Here is a 23,257-nt window from a genome sequence, read left to right as displayed (position 1 = left end):
ATTTCCTCTTGCAAAGGGCGTGGCCGCCGATTGAAACCAGCGGCCATTGGAGGGATCAGGCGGTCGCCCCGGTTGGGTCGGTGTGGAGGATGTTGTCCGCACTCAGGGTGCTCAGATCGTCCAGACCCGTGAATTGCGCAACCGTTTCGACAGCCGCCGAGTTCGGAGCCGAATAGTCGACCTTGACCAGAACACTGTCTGAGCCGTCCGTTGCCATCACATAGATTTCGTCGCCGGCCTGAACTCCGGCAAAGCTTTCGACTGCGGCTTCGATCGTTCCTGCGGACAGGTCGCCCAATACCGTCGTCAGACCCACGACGCCGGTGTCCGCCCCAATGGTATCCCCGACGGACAGTGTTTCCACGTCCTGCCCATCCCCGCGCAGTGTCGCGAAGTCCAAACCGCTGAACATCAGCGCATCTGTCACTTCGGCTGCCGGGCCAACGGAGAAGCCGGTGATGGTATCCACGCCGTTCACCGTCGGATCTGCCTCGAACACAATCACGTCGCGTCCGGCATCAGAGACGTCGATCGCGTCGTCCCCTTCCTGGCCGCGCAGGATATTGTCGGTTTCGGTTGCAATCAAAGCGTCGTCGCCGCTGGTGCCAAGTTGCAGGACAGAAGGACCGCCATCAGGCGTCGTGATCGTCAGTTCGATGGGTTGGCTCGGGTCCTGAACGGTCATGGTGAAGGTCACCAAGGGCTGCGACAGGTCAGTAAACGTGGTCGCAATACCACCGAAATTTATGGCGGAGCCCCCGACCGGGTTCGGCAGGAAGAGGTCAAAGGCCCCATTTTCTATGCTGGACCCGGTATCGAAGGTGACAACAGAAGGATCAAACCCCAGTTCTGCGGTCATAGCCAGCCCGCTTGAGATATCGCGATCCGCATCGGCGTAGATCTCGAATGTCACGGTTGACCCGCTGATACCCGCTTGGGTGATGATGTAAGCCGCGGGCACATGCGCTGCGTTTTGGTCGGTTGCCGGCAATGGATCCGGCCCGCCCGAAACCGTTGCCTGCGCCGAGAAGATCAAGTCATCCCCTGCGGTTACCCCGGTGAAATCCGATGCCGGAACGTTCAGCGACCAACTGCCATCAGCGCCCACTGTGGCCGTGCCGATGGAAACGCTGTTCAGCGTCACATCCACGGCCTGCCCTGCGCCAAGCCCCACAGACGTCCCTGAAATCGTCACGCCCGAGGACTGGGCATCCGACAGCGAGACGGCGTTATTTGTGCCCACCGGGTTTAGGGTCAGAACAGGTCGAAGGTCGGTGGTCAGTGTGGTCGTCGCGGGCGTCGCCGCGTTGCCTGCCGCGTCTGCAACTGCAGCTGTTACCGAATAGCCCGTGCTGTCCGACAGCGCTGCCAGGTCGCTGGCGGGAACGGTGGCGGACCATATCCCTCCAGATGCTGAGCTCGTATAGGTCTGACCAATCAGAGTGACGGAAACGGTTTGACCATCCTCGGCGTTTGTCGTGCCGGAAATCGTCAGGTCGCTTCCCTGTTCGATCACGTCCAGTTCAGTTCCGGTCGGCAGTGGATCAAGCGTAATGGATGGTGCCGAGAAGTCCGTGCCGAACCCGGCCGATGCGCTGGCACCGTTACCCGCGGTATCCGAAATGGATGCGGTGACATCGTATGAAACGCCGTCCTGCAATGCTCCCAGATCTGCTGCCGGGGCCGTAAAACTCCAGTTTCCGCCGGTGACGGTCGCAGTGCCGCTGACATCGACCGTGCCGTCTGGCCTGGCAATTTCAACCGTTACCTGCGTGCCGTCTGCCGCGTCCGAGGTGCCCGTGACCGTCAGGTCCGTGGCCTGTTCGGCGGCATTCATGATCGCGCCATCGGACATTCCGGTGATCGCGACAGCCGGTGCGGTGAAATCCGTATCAAAGCTGTTGCTGGCCTGGACCGCAGGGTTTCCGGCGGCGTCGGTCACATCTGCTGTCACATTCACGGTTGAACCGTCCGGCAAAGATGAAAGGTCCGCCGCCGGCACAGTTACGGACCATGCGCCACCGGCTGCGGTGCCAGAATAGGTTTGACCGTTCACTGAAACGGACACGCTCTGCCCGTCTTCTGCGGTTGTCGTGCCGGAGATCATCAAATCCGTGCCCTGTTCGGCGGCGTTCATGACCGCGCCGTCCGAGAAGGTGTCGATACTCACCAGAGGTGCCGTGACATCCTTTGCCAGCGAAACGCTAGCTTGCGGGGCCGGGATCGCGTCGGAATCCGACACATCCGCTGTGACGGAAAAGGTCCCACCATCCGCCAATGTGGCCAGATCCACGGCGGGGACAGTCACACTCCAACTGCCGCCGGCGACCGTTCCGGTGTAGGTCTGCCCGTTCAGAGAAACGGTAACCTGCTGCCCATCCGGCACATTTCCCGTTATGCCCGTTATCGCCAGATCCGAGGCCACTTCGGCCGCATTAAGAACTGTGCCGACAGAAAGCGGCGCGATGCTGACCGACGGTCCTGTCAAATCCACCGGAACCGACGCCGAAGCGGGAACCGATGTGTTGCCGGAAGCGTCGCGGACCGTGACGCTGAACTCGGCCGGGACGCCAGTGGACAGCCCGGCCAGATCGGCGCTTGGAATGGTGATGCTCCAACCACCTGCCGAGGCGGTACCGGAATAGGTTTGCCCGTCGAACACCACCGAAACCGGACGACCGTCAGCGGCGGTGGTTGTCCCAGTCAGAATCAGATCACCACCAATATCGGCCAATCCGATCGACCCACCGGAAATCTGGTCCAGCGAGATTGTCGGAGCGGTGAAGTCCGTATCAAAACTGGCGCTGACCTGAGCCGCCGAATTGCCTGCCTGGTCGCTGACATTTGCGGTGACGGCAATTGTCGAGGCGTCTGGCAGCGAGTTTAGGTCCGTCGCGGGGACACTCACGCTCCACTTCCCGTCGGAAACGGTGCCGGAATAATCCTGCCCGTTGATCGTGACCGTTACGGTCTGGCCGTCTTCCGCATTCGTCGTTCCGGTCACCCTAAGATCGCTGTCCTGTTCCGACGCATTCAAGACCGCGCCGCCGGAAAACCCCGATATCGACAGGGTGGGGGGAACGGTGTCGACATCGAACCTGACGGTTTCGACCGAAAGTTCCTCTCCGTCGCTGTCCAGGTTGCGGATTGTGACCGTCCTGACCCCTTGCGGCAGGTTGGCGGCCTCGTCAGCCGTCAGCGATACGCTCCAAGTCCCGTCCGCTTTCGGAGTCACGGTTTTGGTCAGAGACCCGATCGAGATTTCCACGGTCTCCGTTCCGTCCGGGGCAAGTATCTTTGTGCTTGCACTGCTCAGGGCGTTTGCCTGTGATCCGGTAAGGTTGAGGCTGGGATAGCGGGGTTCGTGCGTGGGGGCGGTTTCTTCATCATCGCCACCCCCACCGCCGCCGCCAGCAGCAGCCGCGCCGGCAAGGCCAAGGCCGCCCAATACTGCGCCGGTGCCGCTGATGCCGCCGGCCGCCGCGGCGCCGCCAGCTTCGGCGGCAAGGCTGAACTGGGCGATTTCGGCCACGGCCTCTTCGGCGATCATGATCGCGCCACTTTCCAGCACCTGAACGTTTTCGGCGGCGACGATCATCGTACGCCCATCCGCAAGTTTCAGCAGAGCATCGCCATTTTTAAGCAGCTTGACCGAACGCACTCCGGGAATCGTTTCCGCAAACTGATAGGCATACAGTTCCTCGATGGTCGCCTGTGCCAGTGCCGGCAAGGCCAAAAACGTGGAACCAAGCCCGCCGGCAATTCCACGCCCGGCCCAGCGACGCATTTTTCCGTCGATCCACCGGCGGATGCCCTGCTTACGCTCTGCGTCCGGCAGAAGATCGGCTGGATTGAACTTGCGATCAGGTTCTTTGGTCATCTTGCCCTCACATGTGGTTTCCGCGCCCGCCCGACGGGTCCAGGTTTTGTTCATCTGTCTTCCCCATCGGTGACTCATGCGGCCGGACCAGAAAAATTGAGTTAAACTGAAGCCGAACTCCTCGTTTTCACCACAATCCCGCTCGGGTTTCGGACCTTGCATCGGATCATCCTGCATTTGGTGCCAGGTGTGGCGTGGGGTGATTTGGTATGATGCTTCAGTTCGAAGGCGTGGTTGCAACAGGAAGCGCAGCGCTCGATTCAGGTATCGGCGATACGGCTTTAAAAACGTTTAACGGGGAAACTTACCTGTACAGCGTGACGGGTCCCGGTGGCGGCGTTGCGGTCTGGAAGCTGGTCGAAGGCGCGGTACCTCAATTGCAGGACACCGAGTATTTCAGCGGAACTATCACGTTTCAGGTTGGCCGCAGCAGCACACCAGTTTCCCTCGCCGGAGAAGATCAGTTGGTGCTGGACGTGAATTCAGCAACGGGGCTGGTCGGGTACGCACTTAATCCCGATGGGACGGTAGGCACTCTTCAGGAGACCGGGACTCTGGTGGGCGGCGGCGACATCTCGGCGCTGGTTCAGATCGGCAATCTCCTGACTGTCGCGCATGACGCAACCAGTCAGATCGCGACTTATATTGTAAACGGTGACGGGACGCTGAGCCTTGCGGCATCTGTTTCAGGTGAGGCCGATTCGATGCAGGTGGTGCAAGTCAGCGGTGACTTTTTTGCGGTCGCGTCGGATGCGGCCACAAACACAGTCAGCACCTTCGGTATCGACGGGGCCACTGGCGCGCTGAGCATGATCGACAACAGTGATGCGCTGTCGACACTGGGCATTGCAACACCGACGGCGGTTGAGGTGGTGCTGGCGCAAGGGCAAACCTGGGTCATTGTGGCGGGGGCGGACAGCAACTCCCTCAGCGTGATGGAACTGGCGGGTGACGGTCGCCTGATCCCAACCGATCATGTACTGGATTCGCTGGATACGCGTTTCGAGTCGGTTCAGGACATGGCCGTCATCGAAGCGGACGGGCATGTGTTTGTTGTGGCCGGTGGCGGTGACGACGGGGTCAGCCTGTTCACACTCACTCCCGATGGTCAGTTGGTGCATCTGGACAGTTTTGCGGACACCCTTCAAAGCGGATTGCAGAATGTAGAAACGCTCAGCATTGCCCATGTGGGGGACGGGTTGCAGATCATCGCCGGATCACAGCAGGAGGCGGGGCTGACGCAGCTGAGCGTGTCGATTGCCGATCTGGGCATTGTGCGCGACGGATTTGGCGCGGTGGCCGGAACCGCGCAGGACGACATGCTGAGCGGCAGCATTTTGGAGTCGACCTTATATGGCGGGTCCGGCGCCGATATCCTGATCGCAGGTATGGGTGCCACGACGATAAATGGCGGGCCGGGTGCCGATATCTTTGTCATGCAATATGGCAGCGATCCGACCACCATCAACGACTTTCAGGCCGGCACGGATCGGCTGGATCTTTTCGACTATCCGATGCTGCGAGGCCCCGGGCAACTCACCTTTACGTCCACGGCGCAGGGGGCGCAGATCGAATACCTCAACGAATTGATCGAGATCATCTCGGCCTCGGGCGGCCCGTTGACCAGCGCCGACGTCTTCGGTGCGGGCTTTGGGGGCCCCGATCATATTCCCGTGGATTTCAGGGATTTCGGAGGGTTGGACCCCGACAGCTCAAGCGGGGTGCAGGGGAACATTCTGATCAGCTCCGATACGGCAAACGCCGGTCTGACGGACGCGGAAATCCGGTTCACACCCGAAGGTGGCGGAACCGTCAGTGTCCGAGCGGATGCAGAAGGCCGCTTTGATCTGGATTTGCCAGCGGGAACCTTTGCGGGCGAACTTGACATCATCAAGACCTATTCGACGGCCAGCATAGAGATTACCGCACTGGACGCCTTGCAGGTTCTGCGCATCTCGGTCGGGTTAGACCCGACCTGGGGCCCGGCGTCGCCCGAAAACCTGATCGCTGCCGATATTACCCAGGACGGAAATGTAAGCGCGCTTGATGCGCTGGCCATCTTGCAGGTCGCCGTTGGGCAACCGGCCGCGCATGACGCGGAATGGGTGTTTCTGGACAGCGCGGCGGACCTGTCGGCAATCACTAAGACCAATGTCACCTACCAGACGGGCGTCAATGTGGTTGCGGTGGACAACGTGATATCCACCGACATGACATCAATTCTGCTGGGCAATCTGGAACCGTTCTGACCGGCAGGCTAAGTTACTCCCGGAACGCCCGGTTGAAATAGTCGGCCATCGGTTTGACCAGATAAGACAGCGGCGTTCTTTCGTCGGTCTTGATCATGGTTTCAACCGGCATCCCCGGCAACAGCGCCTGCCCGTTCAGGCGTTCCAGCTGATCATCCTCGGGCACAACTTCGGCGCGATAGAACGTCTGGCCCGAGTTTTCATCGGTAAACGTATCGGCCGACACCGTGATGACGCGCCCGTCAATCTCTGGTGTCTCGCGCTGGTTGAACGCGGGAAAGCGCAGGGCCACCGGTTGCCCGATATGCAACTGATCAACATGGATCGCATCCACGCGGGCAGCCACCAGCAGGGGCGTGTCCTGCGGCACGACATACATCATCGGCTCGGCCGGCTGGATCACCGATTGCAGCGCAAAGACCTGGCTGCCGTAAACTGTTCCGGTGACGGGTGCGCGAATGTCCAGACGGGACAGCCGCACATCCAGCGAGAGGCGGCGTTCAGCCAGTTCAGAAATCTGAGTCTGAACATCGCGCAGCTCGGTGATCGCCTCTTCCCGCCGAGTGGCGGTCAGTTCGACGATTTCGATCTCTGTCGCGGCGATCTGACCTTTCAGACGCGCAACCGCGGATTCAAGCCGGCCAATTTCGCCGGTCAGGCTGGCTTCTTCCCGTTGCAGGGCAGATACCCGGCTGGCCTGTGTCAGACCGCGCACAAGCAGGTTTTGCTGGTCCTTCAGTTCCACCTGAATCAGCTCCACCTGACGGCGCAGGGACACAAGCTGCGCATCGGTGCCTTCAATCTCGCTTTCGATCTGAACCAGTTGCTTGCCCAGTTGTTCGGTCTGCTGCGTCAGCGTCTCCAAGCGCGCCTCGAACAGGCTTTTCTGGCCATCTACCAGTTCAGGATCGATGCCTTCCTGTTCCTGAATGGCCTGCATCTGTGTCGCCAGAGTTTCGGCGTCCACCCCATCGCGTTCCGCCTCCAGCCGGGTTCTGCGAGCCAGCAACTCGAACAGCTGAGATTCGACGATCGTTTTTTCCGACGTCAGAAAGGTATCGTCCAGACGCACCAGCAGGTCGCCTTCGGAAACCGCGTCACCGTCGCGCACGTAAATCTCGCCCACGACGCCACCATCCGGGTGTTCGACCACCTGCCGGTTGCTCTGAACCTCAATGGCGCCCTGAGAAATAATGGCACCGGCCAGGCGCGTCTTGACGGACCAGACGCCCAGACCGCCGACGAGAATGATCAGGGCCAGAAAGCCGACAAAAGCGGGGACCGTAATTTGCCAGACTGGGCGATTCCTATTTGCTGCCTTGTTCTTCATCATTCGCCCACCTGGCTGAGACCGCGTTTGATGGCGCCGGCGTTTTGCACCATGGCACCCAGCACTTCGTCGCGGCTGCCAAACTTCACAACCTGCCCGCGTTCGACAACGGCCAGATCGTCGCATTCTGATATCGCCTGCGGGCGATGGGTCATGATAATCGCTGATTTGCCCGCGGTTTTGAGCTCTCTGACAGCGGCATTCAGCGCCTCGGTGCCATCGGCGTCCAGTGCCGAGTTAGGCTCATCCAGGATCAGCAGGACCGGGTCGCCATAGAGCGCGCGGGCCAGAGCGATACGTTGCTTCTGACCGCCGGACAACTGACTGTCATTGCCTTCCAAGAACGTGTCATAGCCCTTTTCAAGGGACAGGATCAGCTCGTGCGCCTTGGCTTTCTTGGCGGCCGCGACGATTGCCTGCGGGTCCGGTTCTTCGGACATCCGGGCAATGTTTTCGGCCACGGTACCGTTGAACAAGGTGACCTCTTGCGGCAAGTAGCCGATATGCTGACCCAGATCATTCGGATCGTACTGATCCAGAGCGGCACCGCCCAAGCGGATTTCACCGGCGGCGGGCCGCCACAATCCCAGCAACGCTTTGGCCAGGGTCGACTTGCCCGACCCGCTTTTGCCAATGACGCCAAGGGCTTTACCCGGTTCCAGACGCAGTTTGACATTGCGAAGCGTTGGCGTATCCGCGCCGGGCGGAATTACAGTCAGCCCCTTGGCGATCAGCCGCGCCTCGGGGACCGGCAATTTGGTGCGCTTGGGTTCCGGTGGGGTCGCGTCCAGATACATGTTCAGCGATGTCCACGCCGTGCGCGCCCGTTCAATCAGCCCCCACTGACCCACGGCCTGTTCGACAGGTGCCAGCGCCCGTCCCAGCAGGATCGAACCGGCGATCATTGCGCCGGGCGTCAGTTCGTTGCGCAGAACCAGCCACGCGCCAAGCGCCAACATGGCGGATTGCAGAAACAGTCGCAGCGACTTGGTCAGTGACGTAAAGCTACCGGTCCAGTCGCTGGCTGCAATTGTTTGGCGCAGGGCGTTGGTCCGCTGCTTTTGCCACCGCATGGTGATGTCTTCCTGCATTCCCTGAGACCGCACCACTTCGGCAGCCTGTCTGGCATGTTCGGAAAAGGCGTTGGCCTGCGCCGAGGCGCGCTGTGCCTCGGCAACTTTGCTTTGGGTCAGAAACTGGTTCAGCAGGGCAATGACGACCAACAATGTCCCGCCGGCCACGGCCAGCCAGCCCAGAAGGGGATGGAACAGGAAGATTGCCGCCAAAAAGACAGGGGTCCACGGGATGTCCATCACCGCCAGCAGAACTGGCGAAGAACAGAGGTTTTGAATGGTTTCCAGATCCCGCAGGGCTGTGGCCGGGGCCGACCGCGCCTTGGGGAACAGCGACCGCCGCAAGGTTGCATCGAAAACACGCTCGTCCAGCTGCGATTGAAACCGTGCGCCGAAGCGCGCCACGATCCTGCCGCGGGCGTAATCCAGCATTGCCATCAGGCCGTAAAGCAGCGCCACCAGCAGAAACAGCGCGGTCAGGGTCTCGACGGCGCGCGATCCCAGAACGCGGTCATAGACCTGAAGCATAAACAATGGTCCGGTCAGCATCAGCAGGTTGACGAAAACGCTGAACAGAAACGCCAGCGCCAGAAATACAACGCCCTGATTGCGTACTTTGCGCAGCTCATAGCGGGGCGGTACGGACATGTGTCTTCCGATGTTCACGAAGCGGACCTTTGCAGCAGGTAATTGTGGCACAGGCAGGCCTGCGATGCGTGCCACCTTATTTTATTGTCGCAGGGCTGAAAACGAAGAAGTCGGTGTATCGGCGAAATGCCCCAGCCTGTCAACAACGGGACCCCGGCGCAGGCGGACCTGCGCCACATCACATGCCGCCAAGACTGGTTTCCATCGCTGTTTCGCAAAACGACCGCACCAGCCGAGACTCGGCGCGGTCGTTGAGATGCGCGAGATAATATCTGGTTTCCACACGTGCATCCTTGATGGGGATCGCGCGCAGATTGGGGTGGGGCACGAATTCAAAATCTGCAACAAATCCAATGCCGATCCCCTGTTCGACAGCTTTCCAGATCGCCTCGCGGCTGCCAAGTTCCAGTATCGGTTCCATTTCGATTCCGCGTTTTCCGGTTTCGGTCTCGATGGCTGCTCTGGTTGTTGACCCGGCTTCGCGGCGGACGACCTTTTGCCGGTGCAGGTCGGACATCAGGATACCGTCCTTTTGAAAGAACGGGTGGTCTGAATTGACAAAAGCGACCACCTCATGCGTGCTGTAGAGCCGAGTCGTGACGCGCGGGTCGGATTGCACCTCGGCCAGAATCGCAACGTCGGCTTCGTAGGAAAGAACCCGCTCAAAGCATCGCTGCGAGTTTCCGAACCAGACCTCAAGATCAATGGCCGGATATCTGGACTTGAAGGCAACAATCATGTCGGTCGCATGAAAGGGTCCGACGGCTGCAATGCTGAGACGACCGGCGTGGAACCCGCGAAATGAATCCAGCAAGGTTTCGGCATCGACCTCGGCCTGATGCAGCCGGGATGTGATCGCCAGCAATTCCTGCCCCGCGTGGGTCAGGCGAACGTCGCGCCCGACGCGGTTGAACAACTGAACGTCATAGCGCCTCTCCAGGTCGCGCACCTGAGTAGATAGAGTAGGCTGGCTGATATTCAGCTCATTGGCGGCGGCGGAAAACCCGCGAAACGTAGCCACGGCGTGAAAGGATCTGAGCTCGGATTTTAACATAGGCTCAGAATATGGAACGGGCGGATGAAATCAATTGGGTCGATGGGTTTGCCAGCGATATCAGAGCGGATTTGCCTGCACCGCGTGCCGCGAATGCACTCGGGTCTCACTGTTGTCCTGCTTGAGTTACTGCACGAACTTCACGTGGAAACCCGGGCAAACCTTGGGTGTTGGCCGCATGGCGAACCGTCCCTTCCGGGACGGAACAGGCACGAATGAAAAGAATCCGGCGGTCTTCGGCCACTTCGCAAGCGGATACCGCGCCCCGGTGACAGAAGCAGAGCGCCTCAGAAACGGGTGCGGTGAAATCCAGCGCCGAAACGCCAGGTTATTTCCCTTTCCAGACCGGATCACGTTTCTCTGCAAATGCCCGTGCGCCTTCCAACTGATCCTCGCTGGCGTAAAGAACGTCCACTGAACGCAGCTGGCGTTTGGTGATGCGGTTCATTGTATCCTGAAAGTTGCTGTCCTCGGCCTCGCGCACGATTTCCTTGATTGCCGCGTAAACAAGCGGCGGACCCGATGCCAACAGGCGGGCAAGCTCCCGCGCACGGTTCATCAGTTGATCTCCCGGAACAATTTCGTTCACCAGACCCCAGCGGTTGGCTTCTTCGGCATCGAACCAGCGGCCTGTCAGCAGCAGTTCCATCGCGATGTGATAGGGGATGCGTTTGGGCAGCTTGACGCTGGCGGCGTCTGCCACGGTGCCGGACCGGATTTCCGGCAACGCGAATGTGGCGTGGTCGGCGGCAAGGATCATGTCGGCGGACAGCGCCAGCTCCAGCCCACCGCCGCAGGCGATGCCGTTGACGGCGGCGACCACAGGTTTGTTCAGATCGCGCAGTTCCTGCAACCCGCCGAAACCGCCAACACCGTAATCGCCATCCACGGCATCTCCGTCGGCAGCGGCCTTCAGGTCCCAGCCGGGGCAAAAGAACTTCTCACCTGCACCTGTCAGGATGGCCACGCGCAGATCCGGATCGTCACGGAAATCGGCAAACACGTCGCCCATGATCCGGCTGGTGGCCAGATCGATGGCATTGGCCTTGGGCCGGTCCAGCGTCACCTCAAGGATTGCACCGTCGCGTCGGGTTCTGATCGGGTCCATGGCTCAGGCCTTTCTGATAAGAGCGTCCACCGCGACGGCCTTGTCCGGCGTGCAGAGGAGCGGGTTGATTTCGACCTCGCCAAGCGAGTCGGCGTTTCGAATGACATAGTCCTGAACGGCCTCGACCGCGGCAATAACCGCACCCATATCAGCTGCCGGCTGGCCACGATAGCCTGCCAGCAGCGGCGCGATACTAAGTTTCTGAAACGCGGCACGGATGTCCTGGGACGTGCTGGGCACAAGCAGAGAGACGGCATCGCGCAGCACTTCGGTCAGCACCCCGCCCGCGCCCAGAGTCAGAACGAAACCATGCGCCGGGTCGCGAACTACCCCGACCAACACTTCGGCCACAGCGCCGGTAATCATCTCTTCGATCAGAATGTCCTGGGTGCCAATCTCTGCCGCGACATCTGCCACCTCCGCGGTCTCGACACTCAATCGCACCGCTGCATGTTCGGTTTTATGCGCCAGACCCACGCCCTTCACAGCAAACGGGGCGTTCAGAGCCTGTGCCGCGGCGTGTGCCTGGGTTGGGCTGCGCACCGTGCGGTTCTGCGGAACTTGTATGCCGCAATCGGCCAGTGCTTGCTTGGAGTCAGCCTCGGACAGGGTACGCATTGCCCCGGCCGAGCCCGGCATGCACACCGGGTCCGCAGCCGGGGTCTTGATCTGACCGGCCGCGCGAATGGCGGACAGCGCTTCGCGCAGCCCCATGAACGGCACCACGTCGCCTGCGATCAGCTCGCGTGCGATCTCTTCCGGCAAAAGCTCTGGCAATGTCGCGGCAATGGCAAAACGCGCTCCGGTCTCGGCCCGCACATTCAGCGCAGCGCGGGTTGCATGGGCCCAGTCCGTCGGATCTGTGGTCGGGTAATCCACGATCGAGAGGGTCAGGTCGATATCCTCGCCGGTCATGCCGGACCACGCCTGCGTCATCGCGGCCTCGTCGCGCCAGATATAGGTGTGGTAGTCCAGCGGGTTGTTCAGGGCGACCATGGTCCCGAGGGCCGCACGCAATCGGGTCTTCTTGTCCTCTGTAAGACAAGGGAAAGTCAGACCGGTTCCAACAGCCATATCTGCGATCAGGCTTGCCTCGCCACCCGAACAGCTGATTGAGGCAATATTGCTGCCGGGCATCGGGCCATAGCAATGAAGCAGTTTCAGCGTTTCAAGAAAATCGGGCAGAGCCGTCAGGCGCGGGACACCCAGCCGTTCCAGCAGGGCCTGCGCGCCGGCATCGCTGCCGGCCAGGGACGCGGTGTGGGAAACCGTGGCGGCCTGCGCCTGTTCCGACGCCCCGACCTTGAGCGCGATCAGCGGGACGCCCTTGTCATGCGCCTTCGCCGCCAGCGCCTCCCATTCGCGGATATCCTTGAACCCTTCAACATGCAGGCCCACGGCCGTCACGCGCGGATCGTCGATCAGGCAGGCGGCGATTTCCGCCTGACTGGTTTGCGCCATATTCCCGCAGGCCACCATATAGGCAATCGGCAATCCGCGTTTCTGCATGGTCAGGTTGATCGAGATGTTCGAACTTTGCGTCAGGATCGCCACCCCCTTGTCAACCGGCGCAGCCCCATGCTGATCCGGCCACAACAAGGCCCCGTCCAGAGCATTGATAAAGCCATAGCAGTTCGGGCCCAGTATCGGCATCTGACCGGCGGCAGTAATCAGTTTTTCCTGCAAGCCGTCGCCGCTGTCATCCTCGGCTAAGGCTTCGGAAAAGCCCGAGGCGAAGCAGACCGCACCCCCGGCACCCATGTCGGACAAGGCCCTTACTGCTTCGATCGTGGCGTGCCGGTTTATGCCGATAAACACGGCATCCGGCGCAGCGGGCAGGTCTTCGAGCCGGGCGTAGGCCCGGCGCCCCGCAACCTCATCAGATTTGGGATGCACCGGCCAGATTTCACCGGAATATCCCATGCGTTCCGATTGCAGAATAACCTGCTTGCACCAGGCGCCGCCGCCAATGACGGCGATGGAGTTCGGGCGCAGCAGGCGGGTCAAATCTTTGGTCATGACCGGATTAAGCGCCCAAGGGGCGCAGCAAGTCGCGACTGATGATGTGGCGCTGAATTTCGCTGGTCCCGTCCCAGATGCGTTCAACGCGCGCATCGCGCCAGAACCGTTCGATCGGGAAGTCATCCATCAGACCCATGCCGCCAAAGATTTGCAGCGTGCTGTCGGTCACTCGCGCCAGCATCTCGGACGCATATAGCTTGGCCGAGGCGATTTCGCGGTTTGCGGGCAGGTTCTGATCCAGACGCCAGGCGGCGGACAGGGTCAGCCAGTCTGCCGCATCGATCTCGGTGATCATGTCGGCGATCTGAAAGCCGACACCCTGGAACTTGCCGATGGGCTGCCCGAATTGCTTGCGCTCGGCGGCGTAGTTCAGCGCATAGTCAAAGCAACGGCGCGCGCGGCCAACTGAAAAAGCGGCAACCGTCAGACGCGTCGCATAAAGCCATTCGTTCATCACGGCAAAACCGCCATCGACCTCGCCCAGAACCTGTGCGTCGGGCAGGCGGCAATTGTCGAAATAGAGGATGTAGTTCTTGTACCCTTTATGGCTGACCGAGTTATAGCCTTCGCGCACTTCAAAACCGGGCGTGCCGCGATCCACCAGAAACGTAGTGATGCGCTTTTTCGGTCCCTTCGGGGTTTCGTCCACGCCGGTGGCGATGAAAACGATGAAGAAATCCGCGTGCTCCGCGCCCGAGATAAAATGCTTCGAGCCGTTGACGACCCAATCGCCGCCGTCCCGCGCAGCCTGACATTTCATGCCGCGCACATCCGATCCCGCATCCGGTTCGGTCATTGCCAGCGCGTCCATCTTTTCGCCGCGCACCGCAGGCAGCAGGTAGCGCGTGCGCTGGTCGTCATTGCAGGCCATCAGAATATTCTGCGGCCGGCCAAAGAAATGGGTCAGCGCCATGGATCCTCGCCCAAGTTCACGCTCGACCAGTGTGAAATCCAGATGGGACAGTCCGGCACCGCCGACCTCTTCCGGGAAGTTGCAGGCATAAAACCCCAGATCGATGCATTTCTGCTTGATCTCAGCGCCCAGTTCCAGCGGTACAGAGCCGTTGCGTTCGACAGCCGCCTCATGGGGATAGATTTCGTTTTCGACGAAACTGCGAACCGTGGAAACGATCATTTCCTGTTCGTCTGACAGACCAAACTGCATGTCACGCCTTCCTTGGCTGGGTGATTGACGAATGAAACGGTACAAGACATGTTGACGGCATGCAGAGTTGGAACATGAACATGCAGAGTTGGTAAATTTTGGCCCAGCGTTTTAATATTCTGCTGTTCGATGGCTTTTCGAACCACTGCCTTGCCAACATGGTCGAACCGTTGCGTGCCGCCAATACGCTGGCGCGGCAGGCGCTCTATGCGTGGCAGTTCTGTTCTCTGGACGGACACCCCATCCGCAGTTCCAGCGGTCTTGTCGTCACACCCGATGCGGCGCTGAGCGATCAGACCGGTGATGTGCTGGTTGTCATGCCGTCCTATGGCTACCTGAAGCTTGACACGCACCCAACCATTCGCGCCCTTCTGGCGGCGGCCAGACAGCATTCGCAATTGGCCGGGCTGGATACCGGAAGCTGGCTGCTGGCCCGCGCGGGGTTGCTGGATGATCACCGCGCAACCATCCATTGGGATGAGCTGTCGCGGTTCGAAGAGAGCTTTCCTGCGGTTAACGCAGTTCGGGAGCGTTTCGTCATAGATGGCAATCGGATGACCTGTTCCGGAGCGATGGCGGCATTTGATCTTGCCTCAACCCTGATCCGGCGCGATCACGGCCCGTTTCTGTCGATGGAGGTGGCTCATCTGCTGATGAGCCGCGGCGCTGCCGATCACTACGCGCTGCCGCTGAAATCCGAAGACACTCTGGTCAATCGTGCGCTGTCGGTCATGCAGGCCAACCTGGAAACCCCGCTGACGATCAGCGATCTCGCCCGCAGGATCGGATGCTCGCAAAAGCGGATCGAAATGCGGGTTCAGGCCCAGCTCGGAACCACCCCACAGGCATTGTACCGGCGGCTGCGCCTAATTCTTGCGCGCCGACTGGCAGAAGAGACAGAACAATCCATCGCGGAAATCGCCGCTCGGTGCGGGTATGAAAACGCCAGTGCCATGACCCGGGCATTCAGGGCTGAATTCGGTCAAACCCCGACATCGTTTCGCGGCCAGTGACATCCGGCTAGACGGTTCAGACCGTAGCACCCTTGATGCGGATCAACGATCCCAGCGTGCCCGCGCAAAGGCCGATGATCACCGCGATCAGAAGTTCGAAGGTTTCGACAGAGGCGAATTTCCAATGTGCAAAGATCATCGTTTCGACAACACCCACCAAGCCGCCCATTGCGGCACCCAGCCAGAGGCGGCGCGTCATCATTCCCAGCGTCAGGCCAAGGATACCCGGCAGGCTGATGATGTTTGCGCCGATGGTTCCAAGCAGTTCCAGCATATCGCGCCCCTTTTCAGTCTGCCCGTGTGGTCAGATATGACCGGATTTCTTGACTGCTATCCGCCAGTTGTTGCGGGTCCGCCCCTGCGGCATTTCCGGCAAGTGTTTCCGTAACTTCCTGATAGCGCTCAAGATATCCCGGTGGCAGGTTGTGGGCGATGCCCTGGTGGCAGTCGATGCAGGTCATGTCATTGTCGATCGCGCGCTGGTGTTCTGACGCGGCGCGGGCTTCCTGAATGGTGAAGTCCATGTAATCGAAATTGTGACAGTTCCGGCATTCGCGGCTGTCCGAGGCTTTCATCTTTTTCCAGACGGCCGCAGCCATGCTCAGCCGGTGCTCCTCGTATTTCTCGGTGGTGCTGATGGTGCCGGCCACTTCATGATAGACGTCTTTGACGGCCATGATCTTGGCCTTGATCTTGTGGTTCCATTCATGCGGCACGTGACAATCGGAGCAGATCGCCCGCACGCCGGAATGGTTGTTGTAGTGTATTGTTTCGCGGTATTCGCCCAGATTGGTTTCCATCGTGTGGCAAGAGGTGCAGAACTCTTCGGTATTGGTCAGCTCCAGCGTCCAGTGGAAACCGCCCCAGAACAAGATCCCTGCCAGAAAGCCCGCCAGAATTAGAAAACCGGAACTGAACAGGGCGGTGGGTGTCCAGATCGCGTTCCACACCCGTCCAATCCAACCGCGTTTTTCAGGGGAGTCGGCCATTTCGGTGCTCCTTTCAGATCAGCGTCGGATCAGTCGACGGACGATGGTTGAAACACGTTTTCAACCAGCGGCGACGTATCGGCCTGCGGGACATGGCACTGGTTGCAGAAATACCGCGTGCCGGCGATGTAATCCAATTCGTTGCCGTCGCGATCCAGATAATGCGTCATCGACAGCGTCGGGGCGTTGCGCTCGCCCGCCTTGGTCCAGTCGTGGCAGGAAAGGCACTGGTTGGTCCGCAGGTCGATCTGGTACTGGGTCACAGAATGCGGGATCAGCGGCGGTTGCTGACGATAGTTCCGGACCATTCGCCCTTCGCGGGTGTCCCACTGAAGGTTCATGTTCACGACACTTGGGCTATTGGCCGGGGCGCCACGCAAATCCTGAAGTTCTTGTGCGACGGCAAAACCGCCTATTGCGGTCAGAAGGGCGGCTGCCAGTGCGATTAATTTTCTCATCTTGCATGTTCCTTCTTGTTTGGCCGGGCGGCAAATCTTTCGATCTGTGTCCCGGCGTCAGGCACGCTCGACCTTGCAGGCGCATTTCTTGAAATCGGTCTGTTTGGAAAGCGGACAGGTTGCATCGAGTGTCAGCTTGTTGGTCAGTTGCCCCTCGTCGAACCAGGGCATGAACACCAGCCCGCGCGGCATCTTGTTGCGGCCCTTGGTCATCACCCGGCTGGTAACCTCGCCGCGGCGGGTCGTGATTTTGATTTCCTGACCGTGCCGCAAACCGCGATCCTCAACATCGTCGGGATGCATGTACAGAACCGCAAGCGGGAAGGACCGGTGCAATTCGGGGACACGGCGGGTCATCGAGCCCGAATGCCAGTGTTCCAGCACCCGACCGGTGCAGAGCCACAGGTCAAATTCGTCATCCGGCGCTTCGGGTGGCGCTTCGTATGGTGCAAAGATGATCCGGGCCTTCTTGTCCGAGAACCCATAGAACTGAACTTCGGAACCCGCCTCGACATATGGGTCGTGACCTTCGCGATACCGCCACAGCGTTTCTTTTCCGTCCACCACGGGCCAGCGCAGGCCGCGTGTCTCGTGATAGCGTTCAAACGGCGCAAGGTCATGCCCGTGCCCGCGACCAAATTCGGCGTATTCCTCGAACAGACCCTTTTGAATGTAGAAGCCAAAGTGATTGGCATCATCGTTCGGGTGTCCGGGCTGGATCTCGCTGAGGGGGAACTTGTCGACGTTGCCGTTCTGGAAAAGCACCTCGAACAGGGTCTTGCCGGCCATCTCTGGTACTGTGGCCAGAAACTCTTCACCCCAGGCTTCTTCAACCGTGAACCGCTTGGAAAACTCCATGACTTGCCAAAGGTCGGATTTCGCCTCGCCCGGGGCATGTACCTGCTGGCGCCACATCTGGGTGCGGCGCTCGGCATTGCCGTAACAGCCTTCCTTTTCAACCCACATTGCCGTCGGCAGTATCAGGTCCGCGGACAGGGCCGTGACGGTCGGGTAGGGGTCGGAGACCGTGATGAAATTGTCGGGGTTACGGTAGCCCGGCCAGCCTTCCTCGTTCATGTTTGGCGCGGCCTGCATGTTGTTGTTGCACTGAACCCAATAGGCGTTCAGCATCCCGTCGTTGAGCATGCGGTGCTGCAGAACGGCATGAAAACCGACTTTGTCGGGGATCGTGCCGTCGGGCAGTTTCCAGATTTTCTCGGCCTTGGCGCGATGTTCCGGGTTGGTCACCACGTAATCGGCCGGAAGACGATGGGCAAAGGTGCCCACTTCGCGGGCCGTGCCGCAGGCCGATGGCTGGCCGGTCAGCGAGAAGGGCGAATTGCCCGGTTCAGAGATTTTGCCCGTCAGCAGATGCACGTTGTAGCACAGCGAATTCACCCAGGACCCGCGCGTGTGCTGATTGAAACCCATGGTCCAAAGGCTCATGACCTTGCGGTTCGGGTCGGCGTATTGCTGCGCCAGACGTTCCAGCTTTTCTGCGGGCACGCCCGAAAGTTCGGCGGTGTAGTCCAGCGTATAGGGTTTTACGGATTCTGCGTATTCGTCAAAGCTGATCGGTGTCAGCTCTCCGGAATTGGGGTTGCCGGCGGCTTGTTGCAACGGGATCTCATCCCTGAGACCAAAGCCGATATCCGTGGCTGTCCGTGTGATGTTCACGTGTTTGGACAGGAATTCCTCGTTGACCGACCCGGTTTCTATGATGTGATTGGCGATATAGTTGAGGATCGCTAGATCGGTCTGGGGATGGAATACAATTCCGTTGTCTGCCAGTTCGAATGAGCGGTGCTCGAACGTGGATAGAACGTGGACCTCACAGCCTTCTTTGGTCAGGCGCGTGTCGGTCAGCCGCGACCACAGGATGGGGTGCATCTCGGCCATGTTCGACCCCCAGAGGACAAACGTATCAGCAGCTTCAAAATCGTCATAGCATCCCATGGGCTCGTCAATGCCGAAGGTGCGCATGAATCCCACCACGGCCGAAGCCATGCAGTGACGCGCATTGGGGTCAATATTGTTGGACCGGAAGCCGGCCTTCATCAGCTTGGACGCGGCATATCCTTCCCACACGGTCCATTGCCCCGAACCAAACATGCCGACACCGTCGGGGCCTTTGTTCTTCAGGGTCTCCTTCCATTTTTCGGCCATGATGTCGAAGGCTTCGTCCCACGAGACAGGTTCGAACTCGCCGTCCTTGGCGAATTTGCCGTCCCGTTTACGCAGCATGGGCTGGGTCAGACGGTCTTCGCCATACATGATCTTGGACAGGAAATAGCCCTTGATGCAGTTGAGCCCCCGGTTCACCTCGGCATGCGGGTCACCCTGCGTGGCAACCACGCGGCCGTTCTTTGTGCCGACCAGAACCGTGCATCCCGTTCCGCAGAACCGGCAGGGTGCCTTGTCCCATCGGATATCCGGGATACCGATCTGAGCATCGGCTTCCCCTGTCGCAAAAGGCAGCCCGGCAGCAGAAGCGGTTGCCGCCGCAGCGGTCGATTTCAGAAAGGTCCGGCGCGATTCAGACATGGTCATTTCAAGCCTCCTGCTTGTCGGTTGGCGTGGGGCGTTGGGGCGCGGCCGGGGCCGCGAGATCTTCGAAATGGTGATAGGTCAGGCTCACCGAGATCACTCCTGGGATCTGGTGCAGATCCATGATGGTCTCAGAGGCCAGGCGTGTCGGGGTGTCTTCGATGACGACCACGAAACGGCCGTCTTCGGCGCGGGCGTGTATTTCGACGCCCGGTGTCTCTGTCATCGTTTTTGCAACGGCTTCTGCCTTTTCCGGCAGAACATGGGCGAGGCATCCGCAGATATTCATTGGATCGCCTCCGTCTGGGACAGGTTCATGCGTTCAAGCGCAATGGCGCTGGCCGGGCAAAGCGACGTGCAGGCGCCGCATCCGGTGCAGGCGTCGGGGTCCAGAACGGGTTCGGCGCGGCCGCCCAGTTGCAATTTGAACCCGATGGCGCGCTGGTCGCAATTGTCCTGACAAAGGCGGCAGCTAACGCCGCGCATCGACAGACAGGCGTCGCCCTTGATGGCGGCGCGCCAGGGCCAATCTGACAGGCGTTCGATATCCAGCGCTTCGGTCGGACAGGACAGGGCGCATACGCCGCAAAAGGTGCAGGGTCTCGTGCTGAGCTGCAAGACCGGGTAGCCATTCGCCCCGATGTCGATCACAGCCTCGGGGCAGGCCTCGACACAGTCGCCGCATTTGGTGCACTGATCGACAAACCCCGGCACAATCGATCCGGGGGGCCGGACAATGCTGCGGTCCTCCATCAGCGGTTTGGCGCTGAGAAAAGCGCGCCGGCTGGTCAGTTCGCTCATATCGCTGTGACCTGGCTAAGCTTGATTCCCTGTTCCAGCCTATCCCAAATCGCCTGAATTACCGACGCTTTTTCATTAATTTTGTGCCCCAAGCCTCGCGCGCTTCATGTTCTCGGGACTTGTCCGGGCGTTGGCGAGGCGCAGGTGATCCGGTGCACCAGAAGATGCAGCTGTTACATTTGACTGTTATGCGGCGGCGCGGCATAGAACGTGCTAAACCACAAGGCGGTAAACGCTACAGAACAGCGCGGGATCTTGCTGTTCGCAAACCAAATACCGGCTGTGGCCCAAAGGTTGCGACCAAATCACAGGCGTGCAAGGGGACCACGCTGAACAGGATCAGTTTGCTATGAAGATACATGAAAACCGCACGTTCTCGCAGCTTGAGGTCGGCGACGAAGCACAACTGACGCGGTTATGCACGGTGGATGATCTTTATGCCTTTGCGTCGGCGTCGGGCGATCACAACCCCTTGCATCTGGCTGGATATGACGGTGACGGCGACGGACGCCCCGAGGCCGTGGCACCTGCGCTATGGCCCGCGGGTCTGGTCGCGGCCGTTCTCGGCAACATTCTTCCGGGGGCCGGGACGCAGACGCGACAGGCAAGCCTGACCTTTCATGTTCCCGTATTGGCCGGGGATGAGTTGACGGCTGTTGTGTCAATTCTTGAGAAGCGAGACGATGGTGATCTGCTCTGCGCGGCCGAAGTGCGCCGGGTCGGTGACAATGCCTTGATCATGAGCGGTGAAGTGCAGGTCACGCCGCCGGCGCAACATCTGGAATTTGAATCCATCGAAGTACCGGGTCTGATCGTGCAGCGTCATCGCCATTTTGACGCCTTGCTGGAAAAAGCCAGACCGCTGGACCCGATGCCAACTGCAGTGGTTGCCCCGGAGGAACCGAATTCGCTGGGCGGGGCTTTGCTGGGCCAGTCCAACAGCATAATCACACCGATCCTGATCGGAAATCCCGACAAGATCGCGGCCGCGGCGGCCGAATTGAATGCGGATATTTCCGGCATCGAGATCATCGAGGCCCGCAGCCACGAACAAGCTGCTCATCGCGCCGTCGATCTTGTGGTTGAGGGCCGGGCACAGACGCTGATGAAGGGGCATCTGCATACAGATGTCCTGCTGCACGCGGTTTTGCGCCGCGACAAGGGCCTGCGGACCGGGCGACGGTTGTCACATGTGTTTGTGATGGATGTGCCGGGCATGTCCCGGCCGATCATGGTCACGGATGCCGCGGTCAACATCGCCCCTGATCTGGAGACCAAGGCCGATATCGTTCAGAACGCAATCCACCTCGCGCATTCCATCGGAATCGATACCCCCAAGGTCGGCGTGCTGTCGGCTGTTGAGACGATCAACCCGCATATGCCGTCTTCGGTCGATGCCGCGCTGTTGTCCAAGATGGCCGAACGCGGCCAGATCACCGGCGGCATCGTTGACGGGCCACTGGCCATGGACAACGCGGTGGACCTGAATGCAGCCCGCACCAAGGGCCTTACATCCGAGGTCGCCGGTGCCGCCGATATCCTGGTGGCGCCGAATATCGAGGCAGGCAACATGGTGGCGAAACAGCTGACCTACATCTCTCATGCCGAAGCCGCCGGGATTGTTGTTGGTGCTGCTGCGCCAATTATCCTGACATCGCGCGCGGATGATGACGCGTCGCGTCTGGCGTCCTGCGCGGTGGCGGCTTTGCATGCGATTGCGAGCAAGGGGAAATTCCATGGCTGATCATGTGGTGGCGCTGAACGCCGGGTCCTCGTCGCTGAAATTCGCACTGTATGAGCTGGTGGAAGCCAATCGGCCCAGCATGCGGTGGCGCGGACAGGTCGAACGTCTGGGCGATGCGCCCCGGCTGCTGGCAGAATCTGCCGGCGGCAGGTCGATCGACCGGCCACTGACCAACACAAATAGCCATGATGAGGCCATTCACGCCTTTCTGGAAATGGCCCGCGAAAACCTGCCGGATATTCACGTGCGCGCAATTGGTCATCGCGTCGTGCATGGCGGCACAGTTTATTCCGAGCCCGTGAAGATTGATGACAGCGTCATCGACACATTGCAGGGCTTCATCCCCTTTGCGCCATTGCACCAACCCTACAGCCTTGCCGGAATTCGCGCCGCCAGTGCTGCGTTTCCGGGAACGGCCCAGGTCGCGTGTTTCGACACTGCGTTTCACCGCAAGCACCCCTGGGTGAACGACACATTCGCTTTGCCACAGAGCTATTATGATAAGGGTGTGCGCCGGTACGGCTTTCACGGGCTGAGCTATGACTATGTCTCTCAGAAGCTGAAGGAAATTGCACCGGGGCTTTATGACGGCCGCGTGGTCATCGCGCATCTGGGCAACGGGGCTTCGATGTGTGCGGTGTCCGGCGGGCGGGCCGTTGCATCCACCATGGGGTTTTCTGCTCTGGACGGCTTGCCGATGGGGACACGCAGCGGTCAGCTGGACCCGGGCGTCGTGCTTTACATGATGCAGCAGGACGGGATGACCGCGGAAGAAATCGCCGAGGTCCTTTATCGCAAATCCGGGCTGCTGGGTCTGTCGGGGATCTCGTCTGACATGCGCACGCTGCTGGCGGCTGCCACGCCCGAGGCGCGCAAGGCCATCGACTATTACGTCTTCCGTATCCGGCGCGAACTTGGCGCGCTCTCCGCCGCGCTGGAAGGGATCGATGCATTGGTCTTTACCGGTGGTGTCGGGGAAAACTCGGCCCGGATCCGTCAGATGGTGTGTGACGGTATGCGTTGGATCGGAATTGAGATGGACCACAACCGCAATGCCGACGGAGGCACGGTTTTGTCGACAGATTTCAGCCGTGTCCGCATTCTGGCGATCCCCACAAACGAAGAAATGGTGATCGCGCGGGCCGCCGCGCAAATGATCTGAAACTCGTCAATTCG

Annotated in this window: 17 protein-coding genes; 4 read left to right on the top strand and 13 right to left on the bottom strand. The window is 60.1% G+C overall.

Annotated features, from left to right (window positions below; genetic code table 11):
* Window positions 1–55 precede the first annotated feature (55 nt).
* On the bottom strand, window positions 56–3,880 hold the full coding sequence (locus ACR0D8_RS11850; protein ID WP_480646655.1) for an Ig-like domain-containing protein: 3,825 nt from the start codon (window positions 3,878–3,880) through the stop codon (window positions 56–58).
* A 209-nt stretch (window positions 3,881–4,089) separates the two neighbouring features.
* Between ACR0D8_RS11850 and ACR0D8_RS11845 the strand changes: the two genes are divergently transcribed.
* On the top strand, window positions 4,090–6,129 hold the full coding sequence (locus tag ACR0D8_RS11845; protein ID WP_480646654.1) for a M10 family metallopeptidase C-terminal domain-containing protein: 2,040 nt from the start codon (window positions 4,090–4,092) through the stop codon (window positions 6,127–6,129).
* A 13-nt stretch (window positions 6,130–6,142) separates the two neighbouring features.
* Here the strand turns inward: ACR0D8_RS11845 and ACR0D8_RS11840 are convergent, their stop codons facing one another.
* The 6 genes from ACR0D8_RS11840 to ACR0D8_RS11815 form a co-directional block, all read right to left on the bottom strand.
* On the bottom strand, window positions 6,143–7,462 hold the full coding sequence (locus ACR0D8_RS11840) for an HlyD family type I secretion periplasmic adaptor subunit (protein WP_480646652.1): 1,320 nt from the start codon (window positions 7,460–7,462) through the stop codon (window positions 6,143–6,145).
* Window positions 7,459–9,180, bottom strand: coding sequence for a type I secretion system permease/ATPase (locus ACR0D8_RS11835; RefSeq protein WP_480646650.1), 1,722 nt, complete (start codon window positions 9,178–9,180; stop codon window positions 7,459–7,461). The genes ACR0D8_RS11840 and ACR0D8_RS11835 overlap by 4 nt, the downstream gene beginning before the upstream one ends.
* Window positions 9,181–9,358: 178 nt before the next feature.
* On the bottom strand, window positions 9,359–10,234 hold the full coding sequence (locus ACR0D8_RS11830) for a LysR substrate-binding domain-containing protein (protein ID WP_480646649.1): 876 nt from the start codon (window positions 10,232–10,234) through the stop codon (window positions 9,359–9,361).
* 328 nt (window positions 10,235–10,562) lie between these two features.
* Window positions 10,563–11,342: a carnitinyl-CoA dehydratase gene (locus tag ACR0D8_RS11825; RefSeq protein ID WP_480646648.1), complete on the bottom strand. Its 780-nt coding sequence runs from the start codon at window positions 11,340–11,342 to the stop codon at window positions 10,563–10,565.
* A gap of 3 nt (window positions 11,343–11,345) precedes the next feature.
* Window positions 11,346–13,361, bottom strand: a complete 2,016-nt coding sequence (locus tag ACR0D8_RS11820; protein ID WP_480646646.1) for an acetate--CoA ligase family protein — start codon at window positions 13,359–13,361, stop codon at window positions 11,346–11,348.
* A gap of 7 nt (window positions 13,362–13,368) precedes the next feature.
* A complete protein-coding gene (locus tag ACR0D8_RS11815; protein ID WP_480646644.1) occupies window positions 13,369–14,529 on the bottom strand; it encodes an acyl-CoA dehydrogenase family protein in 1,161 nt (386 codons plus the stop codon).
* Between the two features lie 98 nt (window positions 14,530–14,627).
* On the opposite strand from ACR0D8_RS11815, the gene ACR0D8_RS11810 reads away from it, so the two are divergent.
* Window positions 14,628–15,542, top strand: coding sequence for a GlxA family transcriptional regulator (locus tag ACR0D8_RS11810; RefSeq protein ID WP_480646642.1), 915 nt, complete (start codon window positions 14,628–14,630; stop codon window positions 15,540–15,542).
* A gap of 16 nt (window positions 15,543–15,558) precedes the next feature.
* On the opposite strand, the gene ACR0D8_RS11805 is transcribed toward ACR0D8_RS11810, so the two are convergent.
* Genes ACR0D8_RS11805 through napF form a run of 6 tightly spaced genes read right to left on the bottom strand, consistent with a single transcriptional unit; the run spans window position 15,559 to window position 20,337 of the window.
* A complete protein-coding gene (locus tag ACR0D8_RS11805; protein ID WP_480646640.1) occupies window positions 15,559–15,816 on the bottom strand; it encodes a hypothetical protein in 258 nt (85 codons plus the stop codon).
* A gap of 13 nt (window positions 15,817–15,829) precedes the next feature.
* Complete coding sequence (locus ACR0D8_RS11800; protein WP_480646638.1) at window positions 15,830–16,531, bottom strand: NapC/NirT family cytochrome c; 702 nt, start codon at window positions 16,529–16,531, stop codon at window positions 15,830–15,832.
* Between the two features lie 29 nt (window positions 16,532–16,560).
* Window positions 16,561–16,989, bottom strand: a complete 429-nt coding sequence (locus ACR0D8_RS11795; RefSeq protein WP_480646636.1) for a nitrate reductase cytochrome c-type subunit — start codon at window positions 16,987–16,989, stop codon at window positions 16,561–16,563.
* Window positions 16,990–17,046: 57 nt separating this feature from the next.
* A complete protein-coding gene (gene napA / locus ACR0D8_RS11790) occupies window positions 17,047–19,533 on the bottom strand; it encodes a nitrate reductase catalytic subunit NapA (RefSeq protein WP_480647114.1) in 2,487 nt (828 codons plus the stop codon).
* A 7-nt stretch (window positions 19,534–19,540) separates the two neighbouring features.
* Window positions 19,541–19,825: a chaperone NapD gene (locus tag ACR0D8_RS11785; protein ID WP_480646634.1), complete on the bottom strand. Its 285-nt coding sequence runs from the start codon at window positions 19,823–19,825 to the stop codon at window positions 19,541–19,543.
* Window positions 19,822–20,337 (bottom strand): ferredoxin-type protein NapF, encoded by a 516-nt coding sequence (gene napF / locus ACR0D8_RS11780; RefSeq protein WP_480646632.1) that lies wholly within the window; start codon window positions 20,335–20,337, stop codon window positions 19,822–19,824. The genes ACR0D8_RS11785 and napF overlap by 4 nt, the downstream gene beginning before the upstream one ends.
* A 349-nt stretch (window positions 20,338–20,686) precedes the next feature.
* Between napF and ACR0D8_RS11775 the strand changes: the two genes are divergently transcribed.
* Both ACR0D8_RS11775 and ACR0D8_RS11770 read left to right on the top strand, forming a co-directional pair.
* Window positions 20,687–22,081, top strand: a complete 1,395-nt coding sequence (locus tag ACR0D8_RS11775; RefSeq protein WP_480646630.1) for a bifunctional enoyl-CoA hydratase/phosphate acetyltransferase — start codon at window positions 20,687–20,689, stop codon at window positions 22,079–22,081.
* Window positions 22,074–23,243 carry an acetate/propionate family kinase gene (locus ACR0D8_RS11770; protein ID WP_480646627.1) on the top strand — a complete coding sequence of 390 codons (1,170 nt, stop codon included), beginning with the start codon at window positions 22,074–22,076 and terminating at the stop codon, window positions 23,241–23,243. The genes ACR0D8_RS11775 and ACR0D8_RS11770 overlap by 8 nt, the downstream gene beginning before the upstream one ends.
* Window positions 23,244–23,257: the final 14 nt, after the last annotated feature.

The organism is Ruegeria sp. BG10, assembly GCF_056538575.1.
The sequence above is the reverse complement of the archived record's forward strand: the minus strand, read 5'-3'. Positions and strand labels throughout refer to the sequence as shown.